Source organism: Paenibacillus sp. sg306046 (genome assembly GCF_059821225.1).
On sequence record NZ_JCAMRT010000019.1, the window covers coordinates 1 to 12,458 of the forward strand.

15 protein-coding genes and 1 riboswitch are annotated in these 12,458 nt (G+C 57.7%); of the genes, 4 read left to right on the forward strand and 11 right to left on the reverse strand.

Features of this window, described 5'->3' with window-relative positions:
• Positions 1 to 490 precede the first annotated feature (490 nt).
• The 4 genes from AC6ROY_RS18535 to AC6ROY_RS18550 all read right to left on the reverse strand — a co-directional run bounded on the left by AC6ROY_RS18535 (position 491) and on the right by AC6ROY_RS18550 (position 3,458).
• Positions 491 to 1,612, reverse strand: a complete 1,122-nt coding sequence (locus tag AC6ROY_RS18535) for a nitric oxide synthase oxygenase (protein WP_500102062.1) — start codon at positions 1,610 to 1,612, stop codon at positions 491 to 493.
• A 186-nt stretch (positions 1,613 to 1,798) separates the two neighbouring features.
• Positions 1,799 to 2,254 carry a GNAT family N-acetyltransferase gene (locus tag AC6ROY_RS18540; protein ID WP_500102064.1) on the reverse strand — a complete coding sequence of 152 codons (456 nt, stop codon included), beginning with the start codon at positions 2,252 to 2,254 and terminating at the stop codon, positions 1,799 to 1,801.
• 16 nt (positions 2,255 to 2,270) lie between these two features.
• Positions 2,271 to 2,963: a metal-dependent hydrolase gene (locus AC6ROY_RS18545; RefSeq protein WP_500102065.1), complete on the reverse strand. Its 693-nt coding sequence runs from the start codon at positions 2,961 to 2,963 to the stop codon at positions 2,271 to 2,273.
• 114 nt (positions 2,964 to 3,077) lie between these two features.
• The gene (locus AC6ROY_RS18550) at positions 3,078 to 3,458 is read right to left on the reverse strand and encodes a response regulator (RefSeq protein ID WP_500102067.1); all 381 of its coding nucleotides are present in this window, start codon (positions 3,456 to 3,458) and stop codon (positions 3,078 to 3,080) included.
• Positions 3,459 to 3,666: 208 nt separating this feature from the next.
• Here AC6ROY_RS18550 and AC6ROY_RS18555 point away from each other — a divergent pair, with 208 nt between their 5' ends.
• Together AC6ROY_RS18555 and AC6ROY_RS18560 are read left to right on the forward strand one after the other, a co-directional pair.
• Positions 3,667 to 4,659: an MFS transporter gene (locus AC6ROY_RS18555; protein ID WP_500102069.1), complete on the forward strand. Its 993-nt coding sequence runs from the start codon at positions 3,667 to 3,669 to the stop codon at positions 4,657 to 4,659.
• 174 nt (positions 4,660 to 4,833) lie between these two features.
• The gene (locus tag AC6ROY_RS18560) at positions 4,834 to 5,829 is read left to right on the forward strand and encodes an acrylyl-CoA reductase family protein (RefSeq protein ID WP_500102070.1); all 996 of its coding nucleotides are present in this window, start codon (positions 4,834 to 4,836) and stop codon (positions 5,827 to 5,829) included.
• Positions 5,830 to 6,013: 184 nt separating this feature from the next.
• On the opposite strand, the gene AC6ROY_RS18565 is transcribed toward AC6ROY_RS18560, so the two are convergent.
• From AC6ROY_RS18565 to AC6ROY_RS18580, 4 genes are all read right to left on the reverse strand, one after another.
• Complete coding sequence (locus AC6ROY_RS18565) at positions 6,014 to 6,181, reverse strand: hypothetical protein (protein ID WP_500102071.1); 168 nt, start codon at positions 6,179 to 6,181, stop codon at positions 6,014 to 6,016.
• 105 nt (positions 6,182 to 6,286) lie between these two features.
• A riboswitch (cyclic di-GMP riboswitch) is annotated at positions 6,287 to 6,369 on the reverse strand.
• 52 nt (positions 6,370 to 6,421) lie between these two features.
• The gene (locus AC6ROY_RS18570) at positions 6,422 to 7,081 is read right to left on the reverse strand and encodes a sensor domain-containing protein (RefSeq protein ID WP_500102072.1); all 660 of its coding nucleotides are present in this window, start codon (positions 7,079 to 7,081) and stop codon (positions 6,422 to 6,424) included.
• A gap of 104 nt (positions 7,082 to 7,185) precedes the next feature.
• Positions 7,186 to 7,647: an HAD family hydrolase gene (locus AC6ROY_RS18575; protein WP_500102074.1), complete on the reverse strand. Its 462-nt coding sequence runs from the start codon at positions 7,645 to 7,647 to the stop codon at positions 7,186 to 7,188.
• Between the two features lie 24 nt (positions 7,648 to 7,671).
• Positions 7,672 to 7,929: a hypothetical protein gene (locus AC6ROY_RS18580; protein ID WP_500102075.1), complete on the reverse strand. Its 258-nt coding sequence runs from the start codon at positions 7,927 to 7,929 to the stop codon at positions 7,672 to 7,674.
• 126 nt (positions 7,930 to 8,055) lie between these two features.
• Between AC6ROY_RS18580 and AC6ROY_RS18585 the strand changes: the two genes are divergently transcribed.
• A complete protein-coding gene (locus AC6ROY_RS18585; protein ID WP_500102077.1) occupies positions 8,056 to 8,304 on the forward strand; it encodes a DUF1450 domain-containing protein in 249 nt (82 codons plus the stop codon).
• Between the two features lie 20 nt (positions 8,305 to 8,324).
• Here AC6ROY_RS18585 and AC6ROY_RS18590 read toward each other — a convergent pair whose 3' ends face one another.
• The gene (locus AC6ROY_RS18590; protein WP_500102079.1) at positions 8,325 to 9,125 is read right to left on the reverse strand and encodes an RDD family protein; all 801 of its coding nucleotides are present in this window, start codon (positions 9,123 to 9,125) and stop codon (positions 8,325 to 8,327) included.
• Positions 9,126 to 9,207: 82 nt separating this feature from the next.
• On the opposite strand from AC6ROY_RS18590, the gene AC6ROY_RS18595 reads away from it, so the two are divergent.
• On the forward strand, positions 9,208 to 10,239 hold the full coding sequence (locus AC6ROY_RS18595) for a stage II sporulation protein M (RefSeq protein WP_500102080.1): 1,032 nt from the start codon (positions 9,208 to 9,210) through the stop codon (positions 10,237 to 10,239).
• Here AC6ROY_RS18595 and AC6ROY_RS18600 read toward each other — a convergent pair.
• Both AC6ROY_RS18600 and AC6ROY_RS18605 read right to left on the reverse strand, forming a co-directional pair.
• Positions 10,199 to 11,581, reverse strand: coding sequence for a DUF58 domain-containing protein (locus tag AC6ROY_RS18600; protein WP_500102082.1), 1,383 nt, complete (start codon positions 11,579 to 11,581; stop codon positions 10,199 to 10,201). The two genes, AC6ROY_RS18595 and AC6ROY_RS18600, sit on opposite strands and share 41 nt — an antisense overlap.
• Positions 11,532 to 12,458: an AAA family ATPase gene (locus AC6ROY_RS18605; RefSeq protein ID WP_500102083.1), complete on the reverse strand. Its 927-nt coding sequence runs from the start codon at positions 12,456 to 12,458 to the stop codon at positions 11,532 to 11,534. The genes AC6ROY_RS18600 and AC6ROY_RS18605 overlap by 50 nt, the downstream gene beginning before the upstream one ends.

Consider the following 12,458-nt stretch of genomic DNA (forward strand, 5'->3'; position numbering starts at 1 on the left):
TCGAACAACGTAAATTGTACGAACCACAAATTTAATTATTTTTTCGTATAAAATTTAGAAAAATTGAATTTTTATGTGTAATTATCCTTACAACCCCTGTTCGGCCAGGCTGCCGGAGCCGGGGTTGCTTGTCTGCTTGCCAGTCGGCTGCCGAACACGGTCGGAGACCGTTTGAACAACGGCAAACCATCCCCCTCATTCCTTGTATAATCAAAGACAAGCAGCACATGGTAGTCTCCAAAATAATCCTCAACCCAAAAGAAGCACCGACATATTTGAGCGGTCCCCTGCTCTATCGGGAATTGAAGCTGACTCCCCCCGCGCCGGGCATAGATGACGAAAACCTGACGAATACCCATTCGTCAGGTTTGTTTGAGGATTATAGAATGTATAAATTATCAGCGAAGCTGAACGATTCTATAATCGCAAGAAAAGCTGCCACTAAAGCACGCATGTAGCTATGTTGAAGGGGCTTCGATCCGAAGCTTTCTTAGTATTCATGCCCATCCGTCCCATGTCCCTGGTATCCCCCGGCGTCATCGACGTTAAAAAAGTTCGGCTTCACGATGCTGTTGTCGTAGCTGGTATGAAAAATATGCGTCGTTGCCGGAGACACCGGCGGAATCAGCCAAGTCCAGTCTCCAGTAACGGCCCGCCCCTTATTCCCCTCATTTTCTTCAAATCGTTTGAACTGCTGAGCCGCCGTATGGTGATCGACGATAGCAACGCTGTTGCTTTTGAAGGCATGCAGCACCGCCACATTCAGCTCCACCAGCGCCTTGTCGCGCCAGAGCGACGATTCCCGCGCCGTATCGAGTCCCATAATCCGGGCCATCTCCGGCAGCATGTTATAACGGTCCTGATCGGCCAAATTGCGCGCCCCGATTTCCGTCCCCATATACCAGCCGTTGAATGGAGCCGCCGGGTAAGACAGCCCGCCGATCTCCAGCCGCATGTCCGACACAAACGGGACCGCGTACCATTTCAACCCCAGCTCCGCAAATGCCGGATAGTCCGGGTGCGTCAGCGGCACTTCCAGCACGAGGCGCTGCGGGATGTCATACAGCCGCGGAGTATCACTCCGCAAGCTCAGCACCAGCGGGAGCACGTCAAATGCCGTGCCTGCTCCTTGCCAGCCAAGCGATTGGCAAAAGGCCGTCAGCTCCGCCGAGATCGGGTCGCCGACCACCCCCGCATCGGTGCGATAACCTGCGTAACGAATGAGTTGGCGGTTCCAGATCCGCGCTTCCGGCTCCCCGGCCGCCGATGGCCGGAAGACGGTAATCGCCGGACGAATACGTCCGCCATTGGTCGCAAAGTCCAGATGGTGAAATAATGCCCCAGCCATTTCATCCTCGGTAGCTGCCGCACGCGCGTCGAATATCTCCAGCGTCTCCCAGAACAGCCGCCCGATGCAACGGTTGCTGTTGCGCCAAGCCATCTTGGCCCCATGCGCCAGCTCCTCCGCTGTATGGACATAAGTGCCGGAGCGTGCAATCGAAGCACGGATGTCGCTGATTCGGGCGTCCGCTTCGGCGGCGGATTTATGCAATTCTCCATAGCAGGTACGGATAAAAGCAATCGCCTCCTGCAAGAGCTCCTCTCGTTCCAATTACAGTCCTACCCCTCGCTGTATAGTTTCTCTTGAGTGTAACCTATAGCCGGGCCGATTCCAACGAACAAGCTGTGACAAGTGGCGTAAACCGCAAAGCTGTCAAAATAGCGGCATTGAATACGACCGTACTCTGGCATGGCATCGGCATGTGTTCAAAGAAAAAACGGCCTGTCCGGCCGTCGGCTACTCAAGGTCTTCCCATGCTTTCTGCATTCGCACATGCCAGATGCCCGCGTCCAGAAAAGGCTCCGCCGAAATACTGACATAGCCAAGACTTCGGTAAAACGGCTCCGCCTGAACTTGTCCGTCCAGGATAACCGCCTTGATCCCCTGTGAGCGGATATGCTCCTCCATCATCCCGATGATTCGCTTGCCAAGGCCATGGCCCCGATAGGCAGCAAGAACCGCGATCCGCTGCAGCTTGGCGGTATGCTCGTCATACATTCGGTAACGCGCAGCGGCCACCGGCTTGTCGTAATCCAGCAGCAAGTAATGGCGGCAGGCATCCCAGGACGCATCATACTCATCGACCTCCAGCTCAGCCGGTACGTGCTGCTCCTTCACAAATACTTCCACCCTGACGTCCAGGCACTGTTTAAGCTGCTCCTCGGAGGTCACTGCAACCTGTTGAATCCTCATGCGGTGTCCTGCTCCTCTATCCAATCGTATGTTGATCTCCCGGCTTCAGCGGAAGGCCCTGGATGCCGACACGCTCCAATTTGTCCGCAAACGCGGCTGTATCCTGACGAATCGGCGGGAATGTATCAAAGTGCAATGGCACGACTGCTTTCGCCCGGAGCCATTGAGCCGCCAGCACCGCATCATCCGGCCCCATCGTATATAAATCGCCAATCGGCAGAAAGGCAACATCAATATCATTCAGCTCGCCGAACATCTTCAAGTCGGAAAACAGTCCCGTATCCCCGCTATGGTACAAGGTCAATCCGTTCCAGCGGATGATATAGCCCGCAGGCATGCCCCCGTAGACGATCTGGCCCTGCTCTGCAAGCACGACGCCCGAGCTGTGGAACGCATGGGTCATCTGAACCTCGGCAAAGCCTAATCCGGCCCGGCCTCCGATATTCATCCCCAGCGTCTTCACACCTTTGGTTTCCATATAAGCCGCCAGTTCAAACGGAGCGACAACCGTCGCGCCATTGGCTCTGGCAATCGGAGCCGCATCCAAAATATGATCCTGATGCGCATGCGTCAACAGCACGTAATCGACTTGAATATCCTCCGGCGTAGTTACCGCCAGCGGATTGCCGCTCAGAAACGGATCAATCACCAGCGAGTTCCCGCCGGATGTCAGCTGAATGCAGGAATGACCATGATACGTAATTTGCATGGTACAAGTGCCTCTCTTTCCATCGTGAAATCCGCGCATGCTTGACACATACGTACTCCATGATTGTATCAAACGTTTAGCTCCGCACCAAATTTCTCACGGACTACCCGCCAGTCAGTGGCTGACGGGCTCCCTCGCCTCCACCGCATGAATCAACGCTTGGCGAATCCGCTCCTTGTTAAATGGCTTGATGACGAAATCGCGCGCCCCCATCCGAATCGCCTGAATGAGCAGCGACTGCTGACCCATCACCGACACCATGACCACCTTGGCCTCCGGGTCCATCGCCATCAGCTTGTCCAGCACCTGCATCCCGTCCATATCCGGCATCTTGATGTCCAAGGTGACAATGTCCGGCCGCTCGCTCACATATAATGATAACGCTTCCATCCCGTTGCTGGCTTCAACTACCGATTCATGACCTAATTCAAGGATGACATCCCTTAGCAGCATGCGCATAAAGAGTGAATCGTCGACGATCAGCACTTTACTCATGGCGGTACAGCCTCCTTTTAGCGAAGTGGTTGAAACCTCCTGCACCTTCAGTATAACCGATTGTGGGAATGCATGGGAAGCCGGAGATCGGTTTGTCTGCCCGAATCTGGATGCTGCCTATGTAAATTTTCGATGAAATGCAAGGCATCCGCCTGACGGCCACGAATACATGGAGCATAGGATCGAAACGAAAGGAGCGTGTGTCGACATGTCCACAGCCCCTCCATCTGCGACGCGCAACATCCCCGAGCTTCCAAGGAGCAGCTGGCAGCTGTATACGTCGTTGCCTGTACTCGTCTGGGCGCTGTATGATTTCGCCAATACCATCTTTACCTCCAACATCATTACGATCTTTTTTCCGTTTTATTTGCAGGAAGCGCTCGGCGGCAGCGAAAGGCTGAACCAGATCGCCAGCACCTTCATCACGTATACGAACGCGCTCGCCAGCGTGTTCCTTGTACTGATGACACCTTTGTACGGCGTACTGATCGACCGGACCGGGCGGAAAAAAGCGTTTTTGCTGCCGCTGTTTCTGCTGTACAAGGAGCCTCCAGGTAAGCCGGCAGCTGCCGGACCGCGCGCTTCCTTCTTTTCCGGGTACCGTGACATTTGGCAAGCGGTGAAGGAAGCGCGCACGTACCGAGCCGTGTTCCTGTTTATGATCGCGTACTTTTTTTTCAATGATGCCGTCGCAACCGCAATTGCCGTCATGGGCGTCTATGTCAAAGCTGTCATCGGCTTCTCGACCGGGCAATTTATTATGCTGTACCTCGTGTCGACGATATCCAGCATTGTCGGATCGTTTCTGTTCGGCTACGTAGCCCGCTCCATCGGATCGAAGCGGGCCGTCGGCGCGGTCGCGGTCATTATGATGGTGTCTATTGTCCTCGCTGCGCTGACGTCCAGCCAAGGCTTGTTTTGGCTGGCGGGCAGCTTGTACGGCGTCTCCATGGGCGCAATGTGGGTCACGTCGCGGACGATGATCGTTGAGCTGACGCCTGTTGAGAAGCGGGGCCAGTTTTTCGGACTGTTTGCCTTTTCCGGAAAAGTGTCGTCGATCGCAGGACCGCTGCTGTACGGCACTATAACCTTGGCGCTCGCGGACACCGGCAACCTGGCCAGCCGTCTGGCGCTTGGCTCGCTGATCGTGCCTGTGCTGATCGGGCTGCTTGTGCATATCCGCATTCCTTATGTTTATTAGAGATAGTCGCAACTGGAGCAGCACTTGGCTTGAGGGCAAAAGCGCTCCTTTTTCCGGGGATCCATGCTCTCCTGCCACGTTCCTGCTTGTCCGTCCCGCCAGCTTGTCAATTGCCTTCGGCAGGTATAGTATGGAGGGGAGAATTGAACCATTCCGAAGGGAGACGATTGTTGAATGAAACCCTTTTGCGCCTTTGTGCTGGACAAATCAGGCGATACCGCCTCCGGCTCCATCCGTCAGCTTGAACCGGAGCAGCTGCCGCCGGGGAATGTCACGATTCGTGTTCATTACTCCAGCGTCAATTACAAGGACGGGCTCGCCAGCCTGCCGAACAGCCCGATTGTGAAAAACTACCCGTTTACGCCCGGCATTGACCTCGCGGGCGTCGTGGAGACGAGCAACGATGCCGCCTTCGCTCCGGGCGATCCGGTGCTTGTGACCGGCTACGAGCTTGGCGTCACGCATGCAGGCGGCTTCAGCGAATACGCCCGCGTCCCGTCCGACTGGGTCGTTCCGCTGCCGGACGGTTTGTCGTTGGCCGAAGCGATGGCGCTTGGCACCGCAGGCTTTACAGCCGCATTGTCGCTGTATGAGCTGGAGCGCAACGGGCTGCAGCCGGGGGACGCCACGCCGCCGGTACTCGTGACCGGGGCAACCGGCGGCGTCGGCAGCGTGGCTGTCGCCCTGCTGGCCGCACGCGGATACCGGGTCACGGCCAGCACAGGCAAATCCGCCGAGCACGCCTACTTGCGGCAGCTCGGCGCTTCAGCCTTGATCGGGCGCGACGAGCTGCGCCCTCCGGAAGCCAAGCCGCTGCGCCGTGAGACGTGGAGCGCTGCGATTGATCCGGTCGGCGGCGAAGCGCTGCCGTTTATTTTGGGCTCCCTGCGCTACGGAGGCGCAGCCGCCGTCAGCGGGTTAACCGGCGGCGCTGCCTTTCCGGCGACCGTGTATCCTTTTATTTTGCGCGGCATCAAGCTGCTGGGCATCGACTCGGTGTACTGCCCGATGCATGTCCGGCAGCAGATTTGGAGTAGCCTGGGCGGAGACTGGAAGCCTCATGCCTACCTGGCGGCGGGCTTCCGTACCATCAGCCTGGAGGAGCTGCCCGCTGCGCTCGACGACATCCGCCAAGGCCGACTGCGCGGGCGCGTAATCGTCCGGCTGTGAAGGCTTGAATTGAAGGCCGGGAACGCCGACGCTTGTGGAACGCAAAAAACCCGGCCTCCAGGGCCGGGTCCATGTATAGCGAGCAGGTTCGCTCGCTGAATAGGCTCACTGTCGCTTGCTTGTTCCGTTTCTTCACGCAGCAAGCAAGCTTCATTACAAGCAGCCTTGCCAAGGCTGCGGTTTTTTAATGCAGCGGTTGCTTCAGGTTCTGCTCATAATGCATCAGCGTCTCAAACGCCTCGCGCATCGCCAGCAGCTCTTCCCGGGAAGCCTGGCTCATCTCCTGCAGCAAATTCGTTGCCACCTTATCGCCCAATAATTCGTTCAGTTCCCGCGCTTCTCTTTCGTTCATACCCCTCAACCTCCGCTGAATTTTTGCCAAAAGCTTGGTGTACAGCGGATGCAAAAAAGCTCCCCTGCACAGCCAAATGGGGAGCGAAGTTGTCGTCTTCGGACCTCCGGCAGCTGGCTGACATAGTTTACACGTTAGTCCCTTTAGCTTTGCGCCACTGACTTTCGTCAGATTTGCCTTGTTCTTGTCGGCTTCAAACCCGATGGAACGATTATATCACGAATATAGTCCCAAATCGAATTATTTGCTCCAGGCGCTAACGAACCAGATCGCCCACTTGAACATCCGGTTCACCACGTAAATCCCGAGCAAAAACCAGATGAAACCGACACCCGCGACGACATAAGAGCGCTGCTGCGGCGTAGCCATCGGAAGCAGCAGTTCCATGACAGCATCACCTGCGAACAAGTCGTAGCCGTACCCTTGCATGGCAGCGATATAGACCAGCGGGGCAAACAGTAATACAAAGCCAACCAGCGGAAACGTCACCGCCAGCACAAATTGCACGATACTGAGCGGCAGCTTGACCATCCAGTACAGCACCGGCAAATATGAATCCAGCGACAGCAGCACCGCCTTCATACCGCTTTTTCCCGGCTCCTGAGGCCAATCCGTCAGCGGCTCGCCTGCCTGCTGCGATAGAAGCGGCTGCTCCGGGCGTCCAAGCGCGCGGGCATCCAGCTCCTGCAGCCGCTTGCAGCCGATCAGCGCAAAGTACAAAATCGGAATCCCGATTCCGATCGGTGTCAATGCCACGCCGAGCGTGAAAAAACAAACGGCAAACGCAAAGCCCGTCAAGGCAAGCGGCAGCGTCGTTATGAGAAAATACTGCATTTTGATTAAAAATGACTGATTCCAGCCGATCGCGGCTGCTTCTGTTCCTGCGTGCATGTTGTCCATCCCTTTCTCTCTCCTCATCACTTAACTTCATTATAAATAGAGGAGAAAGACGTTCCTACCAACCTGCGAACAGGATCGGACTGGACCTAGGTCGGGGTTCAGCCTCACCCTTCCGCTAAGCCGAGCAAGGCGGGGACCCGGGCAAAGCTGGAAACGATCCGATCGGCCCGTCCGTCCACGCCCGGCTGCCGCTCCCGATTGTTGATCCAGATCGACCGCCAGCCTGCGGCCCCGGAGCCGACGATATCGTTCAGCCACATATCGCCGATATAGACACAGCGCTGCGGTTCCGTTCCCGTCTGTTCATTCACAAATCGGAAAATGCCGGGATCAGGCTTCGCTATGCCGACTGCATCCGAAATAAATTGCCGTTCCCGCGGTATAAGCAGGTCCAGACCAAGCGTGCGGATTTTGCTGCGCTGATGCTCGACCGGTCCGTTCGTAATGAGGCCAAATGTCCGGCCCTCGGCAGCAAGCTGCCGCAAGGCCGGCGCCACCTCGGGAAACAGCCGAATCCGTCCCTGCTCCGCGACATAAGCCTCCTGCAGCTGCGCGCATTGCGCCATCTCCAGCTCGCAGCCCAGCTCGCGTCAGGCAAGCTGGTAGCGCAGCCTGCGCAGCTGCTCCAGCTCCAGCTCTCCCCGCTTGTAGTCGTCCCACAGCAGATCGCTGTAGTGCCGCACCTTGGCGTACGCCTGCTCATACGTAAACAAGCCGTCCGGCAAGCCGACAGCCTGATCGACCCCTTGACGAAATGGCTCCAATTGATCATATAACGTATCGTCCAGATCGAAAAAAACAGCCGTGTCGCGTGCAAACGCAACCTGCGGCGTCGTAGCAAAACTCATGCTCCATTCGCTCCCTCACTTTTGGTGTCCGAATCCGTTTCCTTCATTGACAGCAGGCTTGTACAGCGCCTATAATAATCGAGAATGATTATCATTGGCATGCATAAGGCCGAAGGAGACTTCCTGATGAAAATCAAATATTGCTGTAAAAACTTCAAAAACGGCTCCAAGTCCGTTTTCAAGTCGATGAAGGACGAATTTCCCGACGTCGAGCATAAAAAGAAAGATTGCCTCGGCTGCTGTAAGCTGTGCTCGAAGCAATGCGTGGCAAAGGTCGGCAAATCCGGCGTGATTTGCGCCGAATCGCCTGATCTGCTTTATCTTCAGCTGAAGCAGCTGCTGAACGGCCCGATTGAGGAAACGGCCGCTGTCTAAGCAATCCCCGCTCTCCAAGCCTACAACGTCCAATCCTCCGACAACTGCTCGTACAGCACAATCAACAGCGCCGTCTGGCTGCTGGCATACGGATGGATATCCAGTCCAAGCCTGTCGGCAAATCGCTGGGCGATTTGCCAGGCCAGCGTCTCTCGTTTCATTTGATCCAGCGAAGGCAGCCGCTCCACGAAGGACGAAAGCAGCAGCCAATCCTCACGTTCGATTTTTCTGCGCTCCGCCTCCGTCAGTTGAATGTCCGGGCGGGGCTGCTTCCAATTGCTCAACCACTTCTCCGTCCGTCGGCGCAGCGCCAGCTGATCATGCCGCGTGTCGCGAATGACAAGCGTGCCTGCCGCCAAATCACCGAGCCGCTTATCCTTCGCGTGAAAAAACATCCACAGCGCGCCAAGAAAATAAAAGGACGGCAAAAAATCAATCAGCCGAAAAAAGTTGCGAATGACCGCCGCCAGGAAAGTGAGCGGCTGACCGTTTTCCTGAACGACCCGAAGCCCGACCCATCTTTTCCCGAGGGACTGCCCGGCCATGAAGTATTCCGTCAGCACAAAATAAGCGCCGATGAGCGCAAAGCTGAACAAGCCGAGGAACGCAGACGCATATTCGCCTCCGATCCCGGCCATCGTAGAGCCGGTCAGCAATACGGCGAGGCCGACTAGCAGCGACATCGCAGCCAATGCCGCTCCCAGCACAAGCACATCGAGCAGTTGAGCCGCCGCCCGGCTGCCAAGCCCGGCTGTACGGAACTGGAGACGGACGTGCTCCGGGGTTACAATGTCCGCCTCGCGGTTTAATGATTCGCTCATGTCAGGATCACCTTCTCCTTCTTCCAGTTTTTGTGGTAGTATGGTACATAGCATTGATTGCGAAGGAGGCACGTTTCATCTTATGGAGATTCAACGATTCATCCGTGAGCAGCGGCCCGTCTGGTCCGAGCTTGAGAAGCTGCTCGACCGGTTCGAGCGCCGCAAGAGCGAGGTGCAGGCAGCGGATATTGACCGGCTGACTGTGCTGTACAAGCAAGCCTCCGCTCACCTGGCTTACGCCCAAACGTATTACGGCGGCGACGATACGCTCGTGTATCTGAACCAGATCGTCACGCGCGCGCACCACGCCGTGCATGCCGGGCAGCGGCAATCCGACAGCCGGCTCGGCGATTTTTTCAAGCGCCGCTTTGCCGGCTATTTGCTGGAACGCAAATGGTTCATTGCACTGGCGCTGCTGCTGTTCCTCGTCGGCGGCTTGTGCGGCTTTGCAGCCGTCTGGCAGGACCCGCTGAACTTATACACGGTCCTGCCCGCCTCGATCGCCGAAAACGTCGACCCGCAGCGGGTTGGCGAAGGTCACGATACGATGCAGCACGCTGTCGTCTCAACGTCCATTATGACGAACAACATCCGCGTCGCTGTGCTTGCCTTCGTAAGCGGCATTACATTTGGCGTGCTGACCGTGTATGTGATGGCTTATAACGGTCTGATCATCGGCGCGCTGACGGCGCTGTTCTGGCAATCCGGCCGCAGCTACATCTTCTGGGCGTATATTTTGCCGCACGGCATTATCGAGCTGACCGCCATCTTCATCGCAGGAGGCGCGGGACTGTTCATGGGCTACCGGATGATCGTGCCCGGCCCGTACACGCGCAAGTACATGTTCCTTCGCTCCGTGAAGGAATCGGCGCTGCTGCTGATCGGCACGATCCCGCTGTTTGTCATCGCCGGCATTATCGAAGGTTATATTACGCCCTCCGCGCTTTCGCTGGAAATGAAATATGCGTTCGCCGGACTGACGCTGCTGGCGCTCGGACTGTACATCGCCTACGGCGTCATCTCGGCCCGCAGGCGGCGACTGCCGGACAGCAGCGTCGGGCAGCCGTCCACCGTTACAGCAGATCGTCGGCTTTCACATCAAGGTATTGGCTGACAGCCGTCCATGCCAGCTCGCCGACCGGCACATCGACAACGTCGATTCCGCGAGCGGCCATCCCGGCCGCGTAGTCCCGCCGATCGAGTGTGAGCTTGTGCGCGAGGCTTTTAATGTAAGCTTCGCGCCGGCTAGCGGTCGGCTTATGCGCCCAGCTGTGCAGCACCTCGTCGCGCAGCCCCAGCAGCAGCACATGATGCTGCCTGCGCAGCCGGAGCAGCAGCGGCAGCAGCTGGTTTTCAAACATATAGTTATCCAGATCGGAGAACAGTACAATAAGCCCGCGTTTTTTCTGCACCCGCATCAGATGCTGCAGCGCCATCGAATAGCTGGCCTCTACAAACTCCGCGTTCAGGTCGAAAACCGCTTCCGTAATCGTCTGCAAATGAGGCAGCCCCGCACCCGGCGGCACATACACCCGCACCTTGCTGGAAAAAGCCAGCACAGCCACCTTGTCCCCCTGCTTCAACGCAACCGCAGCAAGCGCAAGCGCCGCCTCCAGTGCGGCATCCAGCTTCGTGCGACCGTCCAGCTCGACCCCCATCATCCGTCCGCAATCCAATAAAATCGTGACGACCTTGCCCCGCTCGGGCCGAAATACGTTGGTCATCAGCGACCTTGACCGCGCCGATGCCCGCCAGTTAATAAACCGCGGATCATCGTCTGTCACATATTCGCGAATCGCATGAAATTCCGAGCCTGACCGCTCCCGCTTGTAGACACGCCGTCCATCCAGCACAAGATCGCGCTGGGCCGACGCCAGCAAGCCGCGGACCGCCGACAAATCGGGGTAAATGCGAATGCGCTGCTCCGTGCTGACCAGCATTTGCTTGGACCACAGACCCAGATTGCCGCTGAAACGAAGCCTGATCCGTTTCAAGGTATACGAGCCGCGCTCCAGCCCTGCCGCCGTATACGCCAGCACGGCCTCTCTGCCCTGCCACGTTGTCTGCAGACGCTCGCCTTCCGCGATGCGGAACACCTGCGGCACATCGTCCACCGCCTCCAGCCGAAGCGTTTGCGACAGCGGAGCAGACGCAGTTACCGTCAACTTAACCTGGAAGTCGGCGCCCAGATCGGCTTGCCCCGGCAGCTCGCGGCTCACCTGCAGCGCGCCGCACCGGGGAAGCAGCGACAAGTCCAGCACGGATGCGGCCAGCAGCAGCACATTTACCGCGATAAAAACAGCATCGCCAACCCCCGCAGCGTAGCCCCCGGCCACGACCAGCGCGCCCGCCGCAACGACGGCGGCCAGACGCGGCGTAGGCACGATGAGCCGCCGCTCCAGCCGGTCAGCGAGGGACCGGAATTTGGGCCAGCGTTTCCTGGATGAAGTGGTCACTCGTCTCCCCCTCCAATTCCACCTGCGGCGTCAGCAGCAGCCGGTGACGCAGCGTCGGAACAGCTACCGTCTTGATATCATCCGGCGTGACAAAGGCGCGTCCGTCCAGCAGCGCCCATGCTTTGCCCGCCATCATCAGCGCGATGCCAGCCCGCGGGCTGGCGCCCAGCAGCACCCGCTTGTCCTCCCGCGTCGTGCGGACGAGCGTAGCGATATAAGCAAGCAGCGAGTCCTGCACCACCACCTCGCTGAGCTGCTGGCGCAGCTCGCCCAGCCGTGCCAGCGACAGGGCAGGCGGCTGCTCGGCCCGGCCCCCGCCATGCGCGTAAAACGGCTTGTGCTCGCGCAAAATGCTTAGCTCGGCCTCCGGCGACGGGTAGGACACGATCAGCTTGAACAGAAACCGGTCCAGCTGCGCCTCCGGCAGCGGATAGGTGCCCTCGTATTCCACCGGATTTTGCGTCGCGACGACGAAAAACGGATCAGGCAGCTTATGGGTCTGTCCTTGAATCGTCACCTGACGCTCCTCCATCGCCTCCAGCAGCGCCGACTGCGTCTTGGGCGGCGTCCGATTAATTTCATCGGCCAGCAGCAAATGCGTAAACACGGGACCGCGGATCGTCTCAAATTCGTTGCTCTTCATATTAAATACGACGTTGCCCGTAATGTCGCTTGGCATCATATCCGGGGTAAATTGCACACGGCTGAACGTGCCGTCCACCAGGTCGGCGAGCGTGCGGACCATCTTCGTTTTCCCTAGTCCCGGCACGCCTTCCAGCAGCACATGGCCGCCTGCCAAAAATGCCGTCAGCAGCAAGCGGATATTGTGCTGCTGCCCGATTACGATTCGGTCCATCTGATGCAAAAGCTGTTGCAA

Excerpts from the sequence above, each read along its gene's own strand:
- AC6ROY_RS18550 (WP_500102067.1), bottom strand. The coding sequence starts at position 3,458 with ATGAGTAAAGTGCTGATCGTCGACGATTCACTCTTTATGCGCATGCTG.
- AC6ROY_RS18580 (WP_500102075.1), bottom strand. The coding sequence starts at position 7,929 with ATGAGTTTTGCTACGACGCCGCAGGTTGCGTTTGCACGCGACACGGCT.
- AC6ROY_RS18590 (WP_500102079.1), bottom strand. The coding sequence starts at position 9,125 with ATGAGCGAATCATTAAACCGCGAGGCGGACATTGTAACCCCGGAGCAC.
- AC6ROY_RS18585 (WP_500102077.1), top strand. The coding sequence starts at position 8,056 with ATGAAAATCAAATATTGCTGTAAAAACTTCAAAAACGGCTCCAAGTCC.
- AC6ROY_RS18595 (WP_500102080.1), top strand. The coding sequence starts at position 9,208 with ATGGAGATTCAACGATTCATCCGTGAGCAGCGGCCCGTCTGGTCCGAG.
- AC6ROY_RS18565 (WP_500102071.1), bottom strand. The coding sequence starts at position 6,181 with ATGAACGAAAGAGAAGCGCGGGAACTGAACGAATTATTGGGCGATAAG.
- AC6ROY_RS18540 (WP_500102064.1), bottom strand. The coding sequence starts at position 2,254 with ATGAGGATTCAACAGGTTGCAGTGACCTCCGAGGAGCAGCTTAAACAG.
- AC6ROY_RS18575 (WP_500102074.1), bottom strand. The coding sequence starts at position 7,647 with ATGGCGCAATGCGCGCAGCTGCAGGAGGCTTATGTCGCGGAGCAGGGA.
- AC6ROY_RS18555 (WP_500102069.1), top strand. The coding sequence starts at position 3,667 with ATGTCCACAGCCCCTCCATCTGCGACGCGCAACATCCCCGAGCTTCCA.
- AC6ROY_RS18545 (WP_500102065.1), bottom strand. The coding sequence starts at position 2,963 with ATGCAAATTACGTATCATGGTCATTCCTGCATTCAGCTGACATCCGGC.
- AC6ROY_RS18570 (WP_500102072.1), bottom strand. The coding sequence starts at position 7,081 with ATGGACAACATGCACGCAGGAACAGAAGCAGCCGCGATCGGCTGGAAT.
- AC6ROY_RS18560 (WP_500102070.1), top strand. The coding sequence starts at position 4,834 with ATGAAACCCTTTTGCGCCTTTGTGCTGGACAAATCAGGCGATACCGCC.